General features: G+C 39.4%; 15 protein-coding genes. 12 read left to right on the top strand and 3 right to left on the bottom strand.

Annotation, left to right across the window (positions count from 1 at the left end; translation table 11 throughout):
• Positions 1–3: 3 nt before the first annotated feature.
• Complete coding sequence (locus tag R2Q85_RS10435) at positions 4–219, bottom strand: hypothetical protein (protein WP_316811717.1); 216 nt, start codon at positions 217–219, stop codon at positions 4–6.
• 366 nt (positions 220–585) lie between these two features.
• Between R2Q85_RS10435 and R2Q85_RS10430 the strand changes: the two genes are divergently transcribed.
• Together R2Q85_RS10430 and R2Q85_RS10425 are read left to right on the top strand one after the other, a co-directional pair.
• A complete protein-coding gene (locus R2Q85_RS10430; protein ID WP_316811716.1) occupies positions 586–1,320 on the top strand; it encodes an NUMOD1 domain-containing DNA-binding protein in 735 nt (244 codons plus the stop codon).
• Between the two features lie 4 nt (positions 1,321–1,324).
• Positions 1,325–1,771, top strand: a complete 447-nt coding sequence (locus tag R2Q85_RS10425; protein WP_316811715.1) for a DinB family protein — start codon at positions 1,325–1,327, stop codon at positions 1,769–1,771.
• Positions 1,772–1,789: 18 nt separating this feature from the next.
• Here the strand turns inward: R2Q85_RS10425 and R2Q85_RS10420 are convergent, their stop codons facing one another.
• Positions 1,790–4,345 (bottom strand): adenosylcobalamin-dependent ribonucleoside-diphosphate reductase, encoded by a 2,556-nt coding sequence (locus R2Q85_RS10420; protein WP_316811714.1) that lies wholly within the window; start codon positions 4,343–4,345, stop codon positions 1,790–1,792.
• A 193-nt stretch (positions 4,346–4,538) separates the two neighbouring features.
• Positions 4,539–5,342, bottom strand: coding sequence for a sugar phosphate isomerase/epimerase (locus tag R2Q85_RS10415; RefSeq protein WP_316811713.1), 804 nt, complete (start codon positions 5,340–5,342; stop codon positions 4,539–4,541).
• Between the two features lie 214 nt (positions 5,343–5,556).
• Between R2Q85_RS10415 and map the strand changes: the two genes are divergently transcribed.
• The 10 genes from map (at position 5,557) to R2Q85_RS10365 (ending at position 19,276) form a co-directional block, all read left to right on the top strand.
• Positions 5,557–6,321 (top strand): type I methionyl aminopeptidase, encoded by a 765-nt coding sequence (gene map, locus R2Q85_RS10410; protein WP_316811712.1) that lies wholly within the window; start codon positions 5,557–5,559, stop codon positions 6,319–6,321.
• A gap of 88 nt (positions 6,322–6,409) precedes the next feature.
• Entirely contained in the window at positions 6,410–7,093 is a 684-nt protein-coding gene (locus tag R2Q85_RS10405; protein ID WP_316811711.1) for a GntR family transcriptional regulator, read from the top strand.
• A 169-nt stretch (positions 7,094–7,262) separates the two neighbouring features.
• Positions 7,263–7,973 carry an MBL fold metallo-hydrolase gene (locus tag R2Q85_RS10400; RefSeq protein WP_316811710.1) on the top strand — a complete coding sequence of 237 codons (711 nt, stop codon included), beginning with the start codon at positions 7,263–7,265 and terminating at the stop codon, positions 7,971–7,973.
• Positions 7,974–7,983: 10 nt separating this feature from the next.
• The gene (gene dgoD / locus R2Q85_RS10395; protein ID WP_316811709.1) at positions 7,984–9,150 is read left to right on the top strand and encodes a galactonate dehydratase; all 1,167 of its coding nucleotides are present in this window, start codon (positions 7,984–7,986) and stop codon (positions 9,148–9,150) included.
• A gap of 20 nt (positions 9,151–9,170) precedes the next feature.
• On the top strand, positions 9,171–10,436 hold the full coding sequence (locus R2Q85_RS10390) for an MFS transporter (RefSeq protein WP_316811708.1): 1,266 nt from the start codon (positions 9,171–9,173) through the stop codon (positions 10,434–10,436).
• Positions 10,437–10,447: 11 nt separating this feature from the next.
• Positions 10,448–11,200, top strand: a complete 753-nt coding sequence (locus R2Q85_RS10385; RefSeq protein WP_316811707.1) for a 3-oxoacyl-ACP reductase family protein — start codon at positions 10,448–10,450, stop codon at positions 11,198–11,200.
• 209 nt (positions 11,201–11,409) lie between these two features.
• Positions 11,410–14,565 carry a TonB-dependent receptor gene (locus R2Q85_RS10380; RefSeq protein WP_316811706.1) on the top strand — a complete coding sequence of 1,052 codons (3,156 nt, stop codon included), beginning with the start codon at positions 11,410–11,412 and terminating at the stop codon, positions 14,563–14,565.
• 19 nt (positions 14,566–14,584) lie between these two features.
• Positions 14,585–16,441 carry a RagB/SusD family nutrient uptake outer membrane protein gene (locus tag R2Q85_RS10375; protein WP_316811705.1) on the top strand — a complete coding sequence of 619 codons (1,857 nt, stop codon included), beginning with the start codon at positions 14,585–14,587 and terminating at the stop codon, positions 16,439–16,441.
• A 10-nt stretch (positions 16,442–16,451) separates the two neighbouring features.
• A complete protein-coding gene (locus R2Q85_RS10370; protein WP_316811704.1) occupies positions 16,452–17,345 on the top strand; it encodes a DUF5017 domain-containing protein in 894 nt (297 codons plus the stop codon).
• An 11-nt stretch (positions 17,346–17,356) separates the two neighbouring features.
• Positions 17,357–19,276: a hypothetical protein gene (locus R2Q85_RS10365; RefSeq protein ID WP_316811703.1), complete on the top strand. Its 1,920-nt coding sequence runs from the start codon at positions 17,357–17,359 to the stop codon at positions 19,274–19,276.
• Positions 19,277–19,303: the final 27 nt, after the last annotated feature.

The raw sequence follows: 19,303 nt of genomic DNA, 5'->3' as shown, positions 1-19,303 counted from the left end.
CCATTACGCGGGTTCAACCTCTTTACTGACATATAAACAGATGTTCTTCTCGAATTTGAACACTTGTTTCTGGTTCATCCTGAGTATAATAATAGAATATATTTCCTTGTTCTCTTCAATTTCAAGTACTTCTCCAAGATTCAATATGCTATCTCCTGGTTCAAGGTCTGAAATTGCTTTTACTGCTATTACTTCTGTACTGGATTTTAAATTCGACATTGAGATCGCTATTTAGGAATATATGGTTTCTATAAAAATACAGTCAAAGATATTAAAAATACAATGAGGATGAATAATTAATCTCAACTTCTATTTAATCATCATTTTGACGATAAAAACAAATGAAAAACTATACATCGCTAACTTTGATACTACCTTATAATGTTTTGATATTAAAATCAGGGCATTAAAACTGGGATGGGTTCGTTTAAAATGATTTACAGACAAACAATTAATATCTAAAGATATTAATTAACAAAAAAAATACAGTAAAACGTTACATTTTTACTCAATTAGATAGCTCATCAATTGTAAAAATCAAATATATTTGCTTATAAGATGCCAGATATAAAATATTCGGAGCAAATGCCTCAACTACAAAAAAATAACGCTCAAAAAGAAAAAGGCAGTCATCAAATTAGCCGTTATTCTTTAAGTGGGCAATTACTGGAAACCTACGCCAATGCAAAAATTGCAGCTGAAGCCATGGGTACTCACCAGGTATTTCTTTCCAGCGCAGCCAGAAAGAGCAGCAAATTATTAACTGCTTGTGGCTATTTATGGAGGCGGGGAAATGATCCGGAAATCGATATGAAATCCCTTTTACAAGAAAGGTGGTATAGATCCTCCCCTCTGGCGAAGACCCAGCAAACGGTTGGACAATATGATTTACAAGGCAATCTGATTCGTACCTATGCCAATACTATTGAAGCTGCAAAAGCTGTTGGTGTTCATAAGAACGGGATACGGGATGTAATTAAAGGCAGGGGCTTAACCTATGGAGGCTTTATCTGGAGCAATACGCTGAAAAAGAAAGTACCCGTTGATCCCAGAATAACTTCCAGAAGAGAAAAGGTATCCCAATATGACCTGGATGGAAGGTGGTTAGGCTCTCATAAAAATTGTTTTGCGGCATCTAAAGCGACCAAAGTTGACAATGCGCAAATCCATAATGTATTAAATAATCTTTACCTTACTGCTGGTGGCTTTTTATGGCGTAAGGGCGAAAAGCTGAGGATCAACATTAATGAACTTCGTAAAGATCCACATTTTCCAGGTTCAGTATTGGAAGAACATATGAAAAAAAAGCGAAAAAAATGATATTATGTTAGAAAGACTCTGCCGTTACAACAATTGGGCAAATGCGTCATTGTTAGATACTTTAATGACCAATTCAGACACAATTTCTGAGTCATGCATGCTATTATTTAGTCACATCGTAAATGCACAAACCATATGGTTTAAGCGAATTAACGGTATAGCGCCAGGTGTCAGCGTCTGGCAAATGAATGACTTGGAAACCTGTAAAGTACTGCTTGAACAAAGTGCAAATGCATTATCGGAAATAACCAGTGGAGAAATAGAAAATACGCCAATCATAAAATATACAATCTCTACAGGCCAACACTATGAAACTGCTGTTTCCGATATTTTATTGCATGTTTTTAACCATGGTACCTATCACAGGGCGCAGATAGCCAAAGAAATGAAACTACAGAACATTAAACCAATAAACACAGATTATATCAATTTTGTGCGGATCACGGCTTAATCGGTTTTGCTGCCTTGTTTATCCACATTTGGACGAACCACAATCTTTACATGTCAGGCATCCTTCCTGATAATGCAGGTTGGTAGAATTGCAATTCTGGCATTGCTGTTTCCGCGCTTCCGTTCCATCAGGGACATAGCGCTTTAATGCACGGGCTACACCATTTTTCCAGGTATTTATAGCTTCATCCAATTGCAGACTATTGATCAGATCTACAACTTTTTCAATTGGCATGCTGTGCCTTAACGTACTTGAAATTAGCTTAGCGTAGTTCCAGTATTCAGGATTAAATTTATAGGATAATCCTTCAATGGTAGTTTTATGGCCACGTTTGTTTTTATATTGAAAATCGTACCTCGAACTGCCATCTGCTTCACGGCTTTTAATGATTACCCCATCGTTTACCCACCTTGGTAATAAAATACCGTCTTCATCATCCGCAAAACCAGTGAAAATTTCATAGGGCTTTCCATCAATTAAACCGATAAAAGCAATCCATTTGTCTTTGCTGTTCTGAAAACGGACCACATCAGCATCCAATATTGCGGGTCTTGTTGTTGGAAAGATGAGCTGACTATCGGTTTCTGCCTGCTCTGTTTGTGGGCTTTCATTAGAAATCAATACCCCAGACCGTGAGCCATCTCTGTAAACAGTTACTCCTTTGCAGCCTGATTTCCAGGCTTCCATGTAAACAGCGCCTACCAGTTCTTCCGTTACATCTGCGGGCATGTTGATGGTCACACTGATAGAGTGGTCTATCCACTTCTGGATTTCACCCTGCATCTTCACCTTTTTCAGATAATCAACGTCATTTGAGGTTGATTTATAATAAGGTGACAGTTCAACGAGCTTATCCAATTCTTTTTGCGCATAATTTTTAGTGAGATCATGGCCGTTCACTTCCATCCATTGTTTAAATCGAGGATGGAAAACAACATACTCTTCCCAGGAGTCTCCAACCTCATCTACAAAATCTACGCGTGCATCCTTATCGTTCGGATTTACTTTTCTCCTTCTTTTGTATACCGGCATAAATACAGGCTCTATTCCTGAACTGGTTTGCGACATGAGACTGGTTGTTCCTGTCGGTGCAATGGTTAACAGCGCAATATTTCGCCTTCCATATTCCAGCATGTCATTATACAAGCCTTCATCCGCATCTTTCAGGCGTTGTATAAATGGATTATTCTTTTCCCGATCAGCATCAAATATCGTGAAGGCACCCCGTTCTTTTGCAGTAATTACTGATGAACGGTAAGCTTCAACGGCGATGGTTCTATGGATTTCAACAGCAAATGCTGTTCCTTCTTCGCTGCCATAACGCAGTCCCATTGCTGCAAGCATATCCCCTTCGGCAGTAATGCCGATGCCAGTTCTTCTGCCTTCCCTGGCTTTAGTCTGAATATTTAACCACAAGTTCATCTCCGTACGCTTAAGTTCTTCTTTTTCAGGATCTTCAATTATCTTTTGTAGTATAGAATCTATCTTTTCCAACTCCAGATCGATGATATCATCCATCATACGTTGTGCTGCGTGGATATGTTGTTTAAACAAGTCCCAATTAAAATAAGCAGCTGAAGTAAATGGTTTTTCTACATAGGAAAAGAGATTTATGGCCAGTAACCGGCAGGAATCATAAGGACAAAGCGGAATTTCACCACAAGGATTTGTAGAAACAGTCTGGTAGCCCAGGTCTGCGTAACAATCAGGTACCGATTCCCTTATAATGGTGTCCCAGAATAGAATACCCGGTTCCGCTGAACGCCAGGCATTGTGAACAATTTTCTTCCACAATTGTACCGGATCTATATTTTTTTTGTAAACAGGGTTTCTGCTATTTATTGGATATTGCTGCAGGTAAGGTGTCCCGGAAGCTACAGCTTTCATAAACGCATCATCAATGCGTACGGAGACATTTGCACCGGTAACTTTACCTTGCTCCATTTTGGCGTCGATAAAATCCTCCGCATCGGGATGTTTAATGGCGACAGAAAGCATCAGGGCACCTCTTCTGCCATCCTGTGCTACCTCGCGTGTAGAATTGGAATAACGTTCCATAAATGGTACAATGCCGGTGGAGGTTAACGCAGAATTTTTTACCGGCGATCCTTTAGGACGGATATGAGACAGATCATGCCCTACCCCCCCGCGTCTTTTCATCAGCTGTACCTGCTCCTGGTCAATTTTCATAATCCCTCCGTAAGAGTCAGCATCACCTTCATTGCCAATTACGAAACAGTTGGAAAGTGAAGCGATCTGATGAGGATTACCGATCCCCGTCATCGGGCTTCCCTGAGGAATGATGTATTTAAAGTTTCGGATCAGTTCAAATACCTCGTTTTCCAATAAGGGGCTTGGATACCTTCGCTCAATGCGTGCAATTTCAGCGGCTATCCTATGGTGCATATCGTCCGGAGTTCCCTCGTAAATGGTCCCGGTAGAATCTTTCAGCGCATACTTATTTACCCATACGCGGGCAGCCAGGTCATCACCCTTAAAATAGTCAAGAGATTTACGAAAGGCTTCATCAGCGGTATAGGTAACCTGGGCTGGCTCAGGAGATGTGATTTTCATAGGATAAGATGATTTGTCTGTACAAACTAATGAATCAAATGTACCTATTTGCAAACCTAAAGTGATAATTAAAATTAACAAGTTTCATGAAAAACAATATAAAAAACTGATATTCAATATTTTGAATATTATTCAATTCCTAATAGTTTACATTTTTTTGAAACTTTCTGATGCAGCAGCCTACCTATGCTTTCTACTTACCTTTAGCTACAAGCTCCCGGAAGTTCACTACGCTTAGTGCAACATCTTTGCTGTTACTCTGCCAGTTGTACTCATACTCTGCAGAAATTACTCCCTTAAATTCTTGTCTTTTGAGCTCTTCAATTACACCTGCTATGTTACATACTCCTTCACCCCAGTGTACATCATGCCCGCCCTTTCCTTTGACATGGAGATCCTTCATATGTGAATGGAGAACATGGCCCTGCAATTTTTTAAGGCACTCAACCGGGTCCAGACCTGAACGAACCCAGTGACCTATATCGGCACATGCCCCGATGCGTTTACTTTGGCCTTTGATGGCATTTAATATCACATCAGGATTCCAATAATGAGAAGGATCAGGATGGTTATGAATGGCTACATTGATCTCATATTGATCAGCTAATCTTGAAAGCAGTGGAATGTCCTTTTCATTTGGCTCTGAGGTTATCGTTTGAATACCCATAGCTTTGCAGAAATCAAATAGTTTAATCCAATCAGCCTCACTACCGGCTTTTGTTACACCAAAAGCCACAACTTTTACATGGTTCGCTTTCAGCATTTCCAAAACAGCTTTTCTTTTTATCCCATCCATATCTGGGCCCATTGTACCTTCAATACCCCCGCCGATCAGCTGCCCCGGGTAGGCTTCTACATATCTTAAATTACAACTGTCAATTTTTTTTATTGCCTGAGCAAATGTATAAAGTTTAAAAGTATAGGCCTGTGAACCAAGTTTCCATCCCAATTTATATTCCGGGGCTATAGTGGCAGTTGCGCTTTTAGCTGAATTCATACTTTTACAATTACTCAGGATAATTAGCAAACAAAAACCTGACAAGACTTTAACGATAGTATTCATGGATTTAGATATCATAGTTTGTGTTTAAAGATAGACAAATAGTTATTTATTAAAAACCCCGCTGATAACAACAGATTCCGAGATTCTATTTTTATATTCGTCTGATAAAAAGTTAATTTTATCGATTTATATCAGTCAACTTGAGTCTATGTCAATAACATCACCACAGGAAAGAGAAGGAATTCAGAAAGTAAGCAATGCAGTAGCGCTTACGTTAAAAAAAATGAGGGATTTCACAAAACCAGGTATAACAACGAAGGAGCTTGATGACTATGGCGGGGATTTGCTACAAGATTTGGGTGCAAAATCAGCTCCCTTCCTAACTTATGGTTTTCCAGGGTACACCTGCATCAGTTTAAATCATGAAATAGCACATGGTATTCCGTCAAGCCGTGTGATAAAAGAAGGAGATCTGATCAACATAGATGTTTCTGCAGAACTTAATGGATTTTGGTCAGACAATGGCGGGTCTTTCGTTGTAGGAAACGATATCCATGGACATAAAAAACTCATTAACACATCAAAGTATATTTTACAAAAAGCCCTTAACCACATAAAAGGTGGTGTTAAAATTTCAGATATTGGTTTGTTAATAGAATCGGAAGCAAAGAAGAATGGCTATAAAGTAATTAAAAACCTTACCGGACACGGCGTTGGAAGAAGCCTGCATGAATCACCGCATGAAATAGCGAATTTCTGTGACAGATCCAATAAAACCCGTTTTCGCAAAAATTCTGTTGTTGCCGTAGAGACTTTTATTTCTACTGCATCAAATTATGCTGAAACAATGAATGACGGGTGGACATTGGTTGGAGACAAAGGCGGATATGTTGTTCAGCATGAGCACACTATACTTATCACTGATAATGAGCCGATAATTCTTACAGAAATGAATGACATCTGGAACACCTAGGTGAAACCACGGATAATCGTGTGCGCCAACCTGGCTGATTGTATACAATATATATTGTATATTTGATTAACCATTAAAAATTGAAACGTTGAAAGACAAAATGCAATCCAATTCGCTAAGCCAGTTGGCTGATCCAACTTATTCAAGAGTTAGAGAGAAGCTCAGAGAGGACATCCTATCCGGATATTTTATTTCAGGAGAACGGTTAAAAATAGCAGAACTGGTGGACCGGTATAAGGTAAGTCAGATGCCGATCAGAGAAGCTTTACAACAGCTACAGGGTGAAGGATTGTTAATCATTGAACCAAATAAAGGAGCTCATGTAAGAAAAGTTGACAGACAATTTTTAGAAAGTATCTATGAGATCAGACAATTGATTGAAGTTTACCTTACAGTAAAATGCATAGAAAGCTTAAAGGAGAAAGACCTTAAGCTCCTCAATCAGATTCAGAAAAGCTACGAATTGGCAGCGTCAAAAGAGGACTATACCACCTGTTTACAATTGAACCGAAGGTTCCATTCTACCATATATGAATTGGCAAATAACAGTGAAGGCCTGCAAATTCTGGAAAAGCATTGGCAACTGATTAACACTTTGCGCCTTACTTATGGTTTCGGTTCAAGACGAACGACCGAAGTTATTGAAGAACACCGGGCCATATTAAAAGCATTGGAAAGTGGCAACCCCGCTGAAGTTGAAACTGCCGCTTCTATACATTGTATCCATGCAAAAGCCGACCTTATTGCTCAAATGAGCGATCGACTTAAATAGTATTCTATCTATATTTAATGTAATTTATTAAGCATTTAATAAAAATAGAGTAAAATTGTAGTCATATTGGTAATTTTATAAAAATATATTGTATACAATATATAATATGTTACTTTTGGAATATTATAGAAACAAAGGTTTAAACCTACTAACCAAAATAAATTACCTGATGGACATTACATGGATTGGTCAAAGCGGCTATATTTTATATGTATCTGGTATCAGAATACTTATAGATCCCTATCTGAGTAATTCAATCTACGAACTGCAAGGATTGAAACGAATATTTCCTGCACCTGTAGCCATTAAAGACCTTCATCCCGACTATATTTATTGTACTCATAATCACCTGGACCATTTTGATCCACAAACGATACTTAGGATTCTTGAGTCTTTTCCCTCATGCAAAATAATGGGTCCGGCAAGTGTCATTGTGCATGCAGCAAAGCTTAAGATCAATCAGGAAAACACCATATTGCTCGACCAGCATCAAACTCTGGTATTAAATGGGCTAAAACTTACCGCAACCCCTGCCATTCATTCTGATCCCTTTTCTACAGGATTACTTATTGAAGATAACCGACATAAGGTTTTCTTCTCGGGAGACACAGAATACACAGCAGAGCTTGAGCGCTTGCTCACGAGAATGCTGGGAACTAAATTGGATCTGTTTTTTGTGTGCATTAATGGAAAACTTGGAAATATGAATGCTAACGAAGCAGCGAATCTTGCTAAAGCCCTAAATCCTGAAATTACCATTCCCAATCACTATGGCATGTTTGCAGAGAATACTACGGATCCTGAATATTTCGCATTCTTATGTACGTCTGTCGGATTAAAAACTAAAATAATGCAGGTTAATGCCAGCATAAAACTATAAGTATATCGATATGAAAATCACTGAGATCAAAACCTTTATTTGTCACTCCTACCGAACAAACTGGGTATTTGTAAAAGTAATTACAGACTCTGGTCTGTATGGTGTTGGCGAAGCAACCCTTGAGATGAAAGAACTAACTGTACTTCAGGCAGTTAATGAATTAAAAAGATATTTAATTGGAAAAGACCCACACAATATTGAAGCAATCTGGCACGATTGCTATCGGGATGCCTACTGGCGTGGAGGAGTTGTTTTAATGAGTGCCCTGGCAGCGATAGATATGGCTTTGTGGGATATCAAAGGGAAAGACTTCGGTGTGCCGGTATATCAACTCCTTGGGGGAAAAGTAAGAGATGCTGTTCCATGTTATGCAAATGGATGGTTTGCACCTGCAAAAACTCCGGAAGAGTTTGCTGAAAAGGCAAAAGAAGCTGTTAAAGGTGGCTTTAAAGGATTAAAGTGGGATCCTTTCGGCTCAGCTTACATGAACCTTACAAAAAAGGAATTCTCTTATGCCATGACTTGTATCGATGCGGTTACCAGTGCAGTGGGAACTGAGATTGATATTTTAATAGAAGGACATGGCCGCTTTAATATGCCAACTGCAATTAGAGTGGCTCATGCGTTGGAAGACTTTGATATTACCTGGTTTGAAGAGCCTATTCCACCTGATCATATGGAAGGCTTGGCTCAGTTAAGAAGAAAAACCAAGATCCCGATTGCAGCTGGAGAACGCCTTTACAGCAGGTGGGATTACAGAAGCTTTTTAAATATGGAATGTGCAGATTTTATACAGCCTGATGTGAGTCATGCAGGAGGTATATCAGAACTTAAAAAGATTGCAGCAATGGCCGAATGTTATTACATTCCTCTTTGTCCGCATAATCCCAGTGGCCCAGTGGCTAATGCTGCCACATTACATATAGCCGCATCTACTCCAAATTTCCATTTCCTTGAAACCATGAGCAGCGATGTACCCTACCGGAACAAAATAAGTACAGAAAAAGTTGAATTTTCAGATGGAATGATGCAAATTAACAACTTGCCTGGTCTGGGAATAGACATTAACGAAGAAGCAATTCTGGCATACACCTATGAGCCAAGAGATTTAAGACATTACAATGGAAAACTAACAGAAATACGTCCCGAAGATGCTAAGGGCTATTTTACAAAGTAATTCCTTATAGAAACATAAAAATGACCAGATACGATGCCCAGAATAGTTTAAGCCCTAAGTCCTTTAACTGGGAATTGATTGTTTTGCTATGGTTGGTGTTTTTCTTTAACCAGGCAGACCGGCAGATATTTAATGTGATACTGCCTGAGATTAAAGAGGCATTGAAGTTAACAGATGCTCAATTGGGAATGATCGCATCTGTATTTATCTGGGCAATAGGCTTATGTGTGCCCTTAAGTGGTTATATAGGTGATGTTTTCAGTAAGAAAAAGGTAATAATTTTCAGTTTGTTATTGTGGAGCACTGCTACTTTTTTTACCGGATTAAGTGCAGGGCTGATTCACCTGATTATTTTAAGGGCTATCGTAGGAAGTAGCGAATCTTTTTATGCCCCGGCGGCAAATGCACTTATAGGAGAAAAGTACCAGGAGAAAACCGGACTGGCAATGGCCATACATCAAACGGCTTTATATGCCGGGATCATCATTAGCGGTTTATTAGGGGCTTTAATAGCGCAAAGATTTGGATGGAGTACTGCTTTCTACTTTTTTGGTGGTATAGGCATAGTGCTTTCTATCGTGCTGTTTATCAGGTTTAAAAAAATCATTTTACCTGATGTCTCGCCAACAATCTCTAAGATAACACTGTTCGATGGGATTAAGGGATTGTTCCATAAAAAGACAGCAATCTTACTTACACTCGCATTTGCGTGTATGGTATTTGTGAATGTAGGTTATTTAACCTGGTCTCCTACTTTCTTACATGAAAAGTTTAACCTTTCTTTGGCAAATGCTGGATTTTCATCCATGTTTTATCACCATATATTTGCTTTTCTGGGCGTATTACTTGGTGGTCGGTTTTCTGATCTGATGGTCCAAAAAAGTACCGGTGCAAGACTCAAAATACAAGCTTTCGGTTTGTTACTCGGTTGCCCCTTTATATATTTATTAGGTTCTGCTAATGAGCTATTCTATGTATATGCGGCCATGGGAATATTTGGTTTTTTCAGAGGCATTTATGATTCAAACATATACGCTTCTTTATTCTTGGTAATCCCTCCTGCTATACGGGCTTCGGTTTCCGGAGCTATGATTATGTTCGCCTTTTTGATTGGTGCATTTGCTCCCTGGATATTAGGTGTTATAAAACCTTCATTGGGCCTATCAGAAGGGCTTTCTGCGCTTTCTATCGTATATCTGTTGGGAAGCATTTTTATATTTATCGCATTAAGATTTACTTTATCGAGGGAGGTATTTTTAGATACATCCGCAAAAATGACGAATTAAAAAGGATTATTATGAACGAACTACTCGGAAAAACCGCACTCATAACCGGATCATTAAGAGGTATAGGTAAAGGCATCGCATTAACCCTTGCGGAAAAAGGAGCTGATATAATCCTCAATGACCTGGCAGAAAATGACACGCTTTGGGAAATGGTAGAGCAGATCAAAGCCTTTGGCCGAAAAGTATATTTTAAAGCGGCAGACGTAAGTAGTAAAAAGGATGTGGAAGCGCTTTTTTCCTTTATTAAGAAGGATATCAGTAAATTGGATATTCTGGTAAATAATGCCGGAACATCTCAGGCCAAAGATATTTTCGACATCAGCCTTGAAGATTGGGAGCTGATATTGAATACCAACCTAACCAGTTGTTTTTTATGTGCTAAATATGCGATGGAAATGATGAAAGTACAAGGCAGAGGCAGAATCATCAACATTAGTTCCGTAGTCGCGCAACAGGGCGCGTTATATGGTCATGCACACTATGCCGCGAGTAAGAGTGCTATATTCGGTCTTACTAAAACATTGGCCCGAACAGGCGCAGTTTTTGGGATCAGAGTAAATTGCATCGCACCTGGTATCATTGAAACCGATTTGTTAAATCAAACGCATGGAATTGATGGGGTGGCCAAGATAGCGGAATCTGTACCACTTGGTATTGGACAGCCTCGTGATATTGGACTCGCCGCTGCTTTCCTGGCAGGCGAAGGTGGTGACTATATTACTGGGACGACCATTGATATTAACGGAGGCCTTTATTTCCGATAAACAGAATTGCACAACACAATATTTGTTGCTTAATTAATAAACAAATAGATATATTACTAATCAAGTTCATATAGATATCTCAAAATTATTAAAATATTTATATTAATTCAATTATATATTATATACAATATATAATTTATTAGGTTTGTATATAGAACCTGATTAGCCATTAAACAAGCAGATTTTTTTAAAACTAACCAAATATAAATATGTTACTTAAACCACTAAAACTTTGTGGCGTCATGATTTTCAGGACCATATTTTCCTGGATATTCCTGATGACTTTAGCTATCCAAAGCAACGCGCAGAGCAAGAAAATTTCCGGTAAAGTGACCTCTGATGACAATGAACTGCTCTTTGGTGTCACCGTATTTGAAAAGGGTACTAAAACCGGGGCTACTACCGATGCCGATGGTAAATTTGCACTCACTGTTTCAAATGCGAACGCTACATTATCTTTCAGATATGTCGGCTACCAATCAAGGGATATTCCTTTGAACAACAGAAATACGATAACAGTTGCGCTTAAAGGTTCAGACAATGCATTGAATGAAATCATAGTTGTTGGCTATGGTACCACCACCAGAAAAGACCTTACCGGTTCGGTTGGCCAGGTCAAAATGAACGATTTTGAAAAAGCCCCGGTGAGATCATTTGATGAGGCTCTTGCAGGCAGAGTTGCCGGCGTTCAGGTTTCAGGTGCTGACGGGCAACCAGGCGAGGTAAATAGTATTGTAATCCGTGGTGCAGGCTCTATTACGCAAGACAACTCTCCTTTATATGTTGTAGATGGATTTCCATTGGAAGATGCCAACAATAATTCTATAAATCCATCAGATATTGAATCCATTGATATTCTAAAGGATGCATCTGCGACGGCCATTTATGGCGCAAGAGGGGCGAATGGGGTGATTATTATTACAACCAAAAGAGGGAAAGCGGGCGAACCAGTGATTGCTTATAGTGGTTATTATGGTTTTCAGAAAAATACGAAGACCATCGATTTAATGAGCCCTTATGAGTTTGTAAAATATCAATTGGAGCTTGACCCAACAGCTGCGGCTATTGCTTATTTGAAAGATGGAAAAACATTGGAAGATTATAGGAACGTAAAAGGGCTTAATTTCCAGGATCAGATTTATAGAACTGCTGGCATGCAGAACCATGATATTTCCATAAGGGGTGGATCAGATAAAACGCGTTACTCGATTTCGGGTAATATCATCGACCAGGATGGGGTCATTTTGAATTCTGGCTTCAAACGTTACCAGGGCCGTATTACTTTGGATCAGAATGTAAACTCGAAGCTGAAAATTGGCGCAAACCTGAATTACAGCTACAGTGTTTCTAGTGGAACCATCGTGAAAGATGCTTCTGCCTCACAGTCGGCCAGTACCAATCTACTTTATGCAGTATGGGGTTATCGTCCAGTAACAGGCAACGATAATAACTTGGAAGATGAACTGTTTGATCCTGGTTTTGATTACAACGTAATTGCTGATTACCGCGTCAATCCAGTAATTTCTGTCAAAAATGAACTTCGTAGGAATCTAACCACAGCATTCATTGCCAATGCTTATGCTGAGTATAAAATTATACCATCATTAACCTTGAGGGTTACAGGTGGTGTCACCAATACTGTGCTGAGAAATGAAACATTCAATAACTCTTTGACGCAAGCAGGTAATTTCCGAAATTCCAGTGGTGTGAACGGATCAATTTATGATAATCCCAGCACAATTTTATTGAATGAAAATACGCTTACCTATAAAAAAGTATTTAATAAAGTGCATAATCTTACCGTTTTGGGGGGATATACTGTGCAAGGAAGCAAAATGGCAAGAAGAGGTTTTAATGCCCTCAATGTTCCAAATGAATCCCTGGGATTAGATGGTCTGGATGAGTCTCCTTCTCAAATCGGTACTTCTTTAAGCTCAAGATCAGGTTTGGTATCTTATCTGGGACGTTTAAATTATAATTATAAATCAAAATATTACTTTACTACCTCCTTCCGTTCGGATGGATCTTCAAAATTTGCCCCTGGAAATCGATGGGGATATTTCCCTTCAGGTGCCATATCATGGCGTATGAGTGCGGAGGATTTTATGAAGAAATTGAAATTTGTGTCTGATGCAAAATTACGTTTAAGTTATGGGGAAACGGGTAACAACCGCGTTGGAGACTTTCCATACCTGGATCAGATTACTCAACCCAATTCGGCAGGATATTCTTATGGTAATGGTTCTCCCTCAAAAGGAGCGATATTAACTGACTTTGGAAATGGTACGCTGAAATGGGAAACCACAAAACAGTTAAATATTGGGTATGATTTAAGTCTATTTAAACAACGGATAGATTTAACTGTTGATCTTTATAGAAAAACTACCCACGACTTATTGTTATTGGCCTTATTGCCTTATACAACGGGATTGTCAGATGCTTATAAGAACATAGGCAAAATGCAAAATCAGGGCCTTGAAATTTCAATGAACACCATTAATATCAGAAATAAAGAATTCAGCTGGAGCTCAAATTTTAACATTAGTTTCAACCAAAACAAAGTATTGGAACTTGCTGAAAACCAAACTTCAATAACCAGCCCGGTAAGTTTTGATCAAAAATGGAACGCACTTTCTCCTTACCTCGCTGTGGTAGGACAATCAGTTGGACAATTGTATGGGGCAATTTGGGACGGAGTTTACCAATACGAAGATTTTGATAGAAGCCCTGCAGGCACTTATACACTTAAGGCGAACATCCCAAGAAATGGAAACCCTACTGTACAGCCTGGCGACATTAAGTACAAAGACATCAATGGTGATGGAAATGTTAATGCATCAGATTTCACTGTAATCGGACGAGGTCTTCCTATCCATACTGGAGGTTTGTCAAATAACTTCACGTATAAAGGCTTTGATCTGAACGTGTTTTTGCAATGGTCTTATGGAAATGACATTGTCAATGCCAACCGTATGCTGTTTGATGGTAACGGAAAACAATCCAGATTTTTTAACCAGTATGCAAGTTACGCCGATAGATGGCAGCCTGATAACCCTAGCAATGCTCTGTTCCGGACAGGTGGACAGGGACCATTCTATTATTCGAGCAGGGTGGTTGAAGACGGCTCATATCTCAGATTAAAAACGGTTTCGCTAGGTTATAACTTTCCAGCAAAAATATTCAAAAAAGCCAATCTTAAAAGTTTAAGGATTTATGCGTCTGCTCAGAATATTGCCACCTGGACAAACTATTCCGGGCCAGATCCCGAAGTCTCGGTTAGAAATTCAACACTTACACCTGGATTCGATTTTTCTGCCTATCCACGTGCAAGTACACTCATATTTGGATTAAATGTATCGCTCTAACCTATTTAACTATAAAAATATGAAACAGATAAAATATTTTTACCTCATTATATTGGCAGCGATGACTATTTCCTGTCAGAAAGTTCTGGACACTAGTCCTACGGATTTTATCGATCCGAACGCTTTTTACAAAACACCAGAGCAGCTGCAAAGTGCACTCAATGGAGTTTATAATGCCTTGGGTACAATTGAGGTATATGGAAACAATTACCTGTATATGTTTAATACAAATACAGATGAGTCTTATGGAAAGATCGTAGAGCTAACTCCTTCCTATCAGTACGATGCTGCAGATGCAAAGAACGAACAGTTCTGGAAAGGTCTGTATGCAGGTATTCAAAGGGCCAATCTATTGCTTTCCAAGGTTGATAATGTGGAGATGGACCAGACTGCAAAAAACGTAATCAAAGGGCAGGCCTTGTTTCTGCGCGGTTTTCAGTATTTCATGTTGGTCAGCAATTATGGAGATGTTCCACTGATTTTAACGCCTACAGCATCTGTAACAGAAGTGAATATTGCAAGAACTCCGATGAAGACAGTATACGCACAAATCACCAAGGATATGATCGATGCCGAAACCTTATTGCAAACGCAAACAGCTACAGCACTAGGTATGGGCGGCAAAGTTACCCGCACAGCTGTGCAGGGAATGTTGGCCCGGGTGTATCTTTATATGGCAGGCTTTCCATTAAACGATACAGAAAAATATAATGATGCTTTGTTTTGGGCGGATAAAGTTGTACATCCGACAGGGAATGCACCTGAACATGCCCTAAATCCGGATTACAGGGATATATTCTTAAAATATGCAAAAGAACAGTACGATGTGAAAGAAAGCATGTGGGAACTGGAATTTTGGGGCAACAATACTGGAGGTGTCAATTTTGGAAATACCTATACTGGCCGGTTTTGCGGGATTACCTGCAATGATGCTAATAAAGGATTCAGCTCCGGATCAATAAACGCAACCAGGAAATTGTATAATTCCTATCAATTAAACCCATTAAGCACTGCCACCCCTAATAAAGCCTCTTTTGACTGGAGAAGGGATTGGAATTGTGCCAATTATACCTGGGGATCAGGAGCAACAGCTGTGAAAACGAATGTTACAAATACCTGGCTGATGAATGCAGGGAAATGGCGTAGGGAGTACGAGATTGTGGAGCCAAAAGACAAAAACTATACTTCCCAGAATTTTGCATTTCTACGTTATTCAGATGTTTTACTTATGCTTGCTGAAGCTGAAAACGAAGTGAACGGACCTGCTAATGCTTATCAGTATGTGAATATGGTTCGTAAAAGAGCGTATGGTATATTGTATGGAAATGTAGTAAAACACATTACAGTAACTAAAGGGGGGACAGGATATACCACTGTACCAACAGTAACAATTAATGGCGGTGGCGGCAACGGAGCTACTGCCGAGGCAACCATTTCTGCTGGGGCCGTTACTGGCATCATCATTACTTTACCTGGAACTTTAACCACTGCAGGGCTGTATTATACAACAGCACCCACGGTTACGATTACTGGTGGTGGCGGATCAGGTGCGACCGCTACCGCCACAATCACCCAATCCACGGATGCTGACCTGTCGGCATCAGAGATTTCCAGCAAAACAGCACTTCTCGATGCTATTAAGGAAGAAAGATCAAGGGAGCTTTGCTTTGAAGGTTTAAGAAGAAATGATCTGATCCGTTGGGGAAAATTTGTGGAGGACATGAAAGCTTTTCTTACTTATGCAAATGCCAATTCAGGAACGGCAACTAATATTACCACGGCTGCTACCAAGGTTTCATCCAGGAATATTTTCATGCCTATTCCTATCCATGATATTCAATTAAATAATTTATTATTACAAAATCCGGGATATTAATCTTCAAATTATGAAATGTATATATATGCTGTTTTTTGCTGTGTTGATATTTGTTTCCTGCAAAAAAATGGATGTTGCCCAACCTGAGTTCGAAGTCCAGTTGAGCAAGCTTCAATATAAAGTGGATGATACGGTGAGGTTTAACTTCTCTGGCGATGTAGAAAATATTGTTTTCTACTCCGGGGAGCGTGGTTTCAGGTATGCAAATAAAGATAAGGTAACCATAGAACATGGAATTCCGCAGTTACAGTTTACAACAGCCCTTGCGGGAGTAGCGCAAGCCAATTCTCTTAAAGTTCTGGTCACTAAAAATCTGCTGGGAAATACCCCTGAAAATTTAGTGGCTAGCAATTGGACGGACATCAGCGACCAGGTAGTCCTGGCCGTTAATTCCACCAGCACAGTATCTGGAATCGTTGATCTGAGCACATATGCTACAGAAGGCACTCCTTTTGCATTGGCATTTAAGTATGAAGCGGTAATGAAACCTACAGTCGCACAGCCTATTTGGGTTGTCCGTGCCTTTTCTATCAGTAATTTGTTTCCGGACAAATCATCGGTACCTCTTGTTTCATTAGCTTCGGGACCATGGACATCCTATAACTTTAAAAATCCTGCAGCGGGCTGGGCGGTTTCCGCAACAGAATTAAGAATGAATGGTGGCGCGGCAAATTCACCGGATAACGAAGATTGGCTGGTTACAGGGCCTTTAAATCTAAATGCAACAAAGGAAGTTGCTGATTTTGGATTATCAATACAGAATATTGCAGGGCGCAGATTAACCAATTATAGTTATGTATATAAAAACCCTGGTGTTTATAAAGTAACTTTAGTTGGTTTTAATAATAATATTGATGGTAATAAACAAGTTGTCAGGGAATTTGAAATTACAATAACCCAATAAAAAATTTGAGGATGGAATTATTCAAGAAAGCTACGCTCTTTTTGCTCCTGATAGGAGGAGGTATTGTAAAAGGGCAAGCCCTTAAAAATGATGTTTATGACAATTCTAAGCCAGTAGTACTACTGCAGCCCTTGGATATGCAAAGAGTTAAGCAAATTGCAGCCATGTTGCCGGAAAAACCGTCTGGCTTTGGGGAGAACTATAAAGACCGCAAAGGATGGAACCGCTTACTTAACACCAGGAAATACGCAAAATTGCTTAAAAGTGCAGACAGCTCGTTAAAGGAACCATTTCCGGTCTGGAGCGATTCGGATTACCTGGCTTACTGGACCAAAGGAAGTTCTGTTCCCGGGAAAAACATGCTTCAAAAGCGCCTTGCGTGGTTAACCATGTATGTATTTGCAGAATGTCTTACTGATCAGGGAAAATATACGAAGGCGGCAGAAAATGCCATACTTGAACTATGCCGTCAAAAATCATGGGTAAACCCTACACATGATTACAACAAGGTAAATTTTGAAAGAAAAAAATATCTGGTTGAATTGTCAGCTGTAAGTTATGCGCACCATATTGCGCAAGCCTTATACTTACTGGATGACAAGATTGATCCAAAAGTTAAAGACGAAGCTATTAAAGCCTTACACATGAGGGTATTCGATCCAGTATTAAACTCAGTAGCAACGGGTAATAAAGACAATTTCTTTTTAACCAATACCAATAATTTTAATGCGGTTTGTCTTTCGGGAACCGTAGGTGCTGCTGAAACTGTTATTAATGATAAAACAGAACGGGCCAAATATATTGCTATTGCTGAACGCTATCATAAAAACGGAGTACATGGTTTTCTGCCCGACGGCTATTGTACGGAAGGTCTGGGTTATTATAATTATGGTTTCGGCCATTTTGTTCTTTTACGTGAAACTGTTTACAAAAGCACCAATGGTCAAATTGATCTTTTTGCAGACCCTAAAGTCAAACTTATTGCAGATTTCCTCCCAAAAACAGTAATTATTCATGGGGTCTTCCCTTCAATTGGTGATTGTCGCCCATATACCCAACCTTCAGCTTTTATTCTCTATTACGTAAACAGAAACCTGGGCATAGATATCTCTGACTTTAAAAAGACTGCTTTTGAAGGACGTTCTACTGACCTGGCGGAAAGTGTTCTTGCCGTTTTTCCGGAAAAGATATCTTCCAGACAGGTACAGGTAAAAAGCAAAGACAACAAACTCAGGTCTTATTTCGACTATGCTGGTGTACTTACTGTGCGGCCGGGGGAAAATCCGAATCTAGATATGGGTGTTGCCATAAAAGGCGGTAATAATAATGAACACCACAATCACAATGACATTGGTTCTTTTTCAATTGTTGTTGGAGATGAAGTGTTAATGGGTGATCCAGGCATTATACCTTATACCTCTAAAACTTTCGGCCCTGAAAGGTATACTTATAAAACGATCGCCTCCTATGGCCATCCAGTTCCCCTTATTGCGGGTATGGAGCAAAAACCAGGCACTGAGGCAAAAGCCAATATCGTCAACACCAATTTTACCGATGGTCAGGATAAACTGCTGATGGATATCGCATCTGCATATCCCGTAACTGAGCTAAAAAACCTAGAACGGGAATTTATCTATAACCGTACTGCAAAAGGATTTCTTACAGTTACAGATAATTTCAGTTTCAGCAGTGATCAAAGTTATGAAACAGCATTAATTACCAGAGGTAGCTGGAAGCAGATCAATGCCAATGAAATTGAAATCACTGGCAAAAAGGACAAACTCCTGGTTACGATAACAAGCAAAGATGGATTTGATATCAAAAGTGAAGAGTTATCAGAAGGTGGTAAGCCTTATACCAGATTGGCCATTCGATTAACCAAACCAGTTAAAGAGGGTACAATTTCCATGATTTTTAATCCAATCAGATAGATTATTACACCGGCTCTATCAATTAAT

Origin of the sequence: Pedobacter heparinus, from assembly GCF_032678725.1 — a bacterium.
In the GTDB taxonomy this organism is placed as follows: domain Bacteria; phylum Bacteroidota; class Bacteroidia; order Sphingobacteriales; family Sphingobacteriaceae; genus Pedobacter; species Pedobacter heparinus_A.
This window is presented reverse-complemented; position numbering and strand designations above follow the sequence as displayed.